The 386-nt window shown below is 71.8% G+C and carries 1 pseudogene; it reads right to left on the reverse strand.

Features of this window, described 5'->3' with window-relative positions:
- Nucleotides 1-386 (reverse strand): annotated as a pseudogene (locus QSK52_RS39210) (acetolactate synthase large subunit); the annotation flags it as partial.

Below are 386 nucleotides of genomic sequence, written 5' to 3' on the forward strand. Positions count from 1 at the left end.
AGGCGCTTCCACCAGTCGGTGTAGTCGCTGCGGTGGCCGGCGTCGTACTCGGCCTGGACGGCGACGATCAGGTCGGCGAGGACCTCGCGGGCGTCGCCGACGATGGGGACGTCGGCGGCGCGGTTCTTGCCGATCTCGGCGGGGTCGATGTCGGCGTGGACGACCTTGGCGTGGGGGGCGAAGGAGTCGAGCTTTCCGGTGACGCGGTCGTCGAAGCGGGCGCCGAGGGCGAACAGCAGGTCGCTCTTCTGCAGGGCGGTGACGGCGGGGACGGAGCCGTGCATGCCGGGCATGCCCAGGTGCTGGGGGTGGCTGTCGGGGAAGACGCCGATGGCCATCAGGGTGGTGATGACGGGGGCGCCGGTCAGCTCGGCCAGGATCCGCAG

Origin of the sequence: Kitasatospora phosalacinea (genome assembly GCF_030268885.1) — a bacterium.
GTDB lineage: Bacteria > Actinomycetota > Actinomycetes > Streptomycetales > Streptomycetaceae > Kitasatospora > Kitasatospora phosalacinea_C.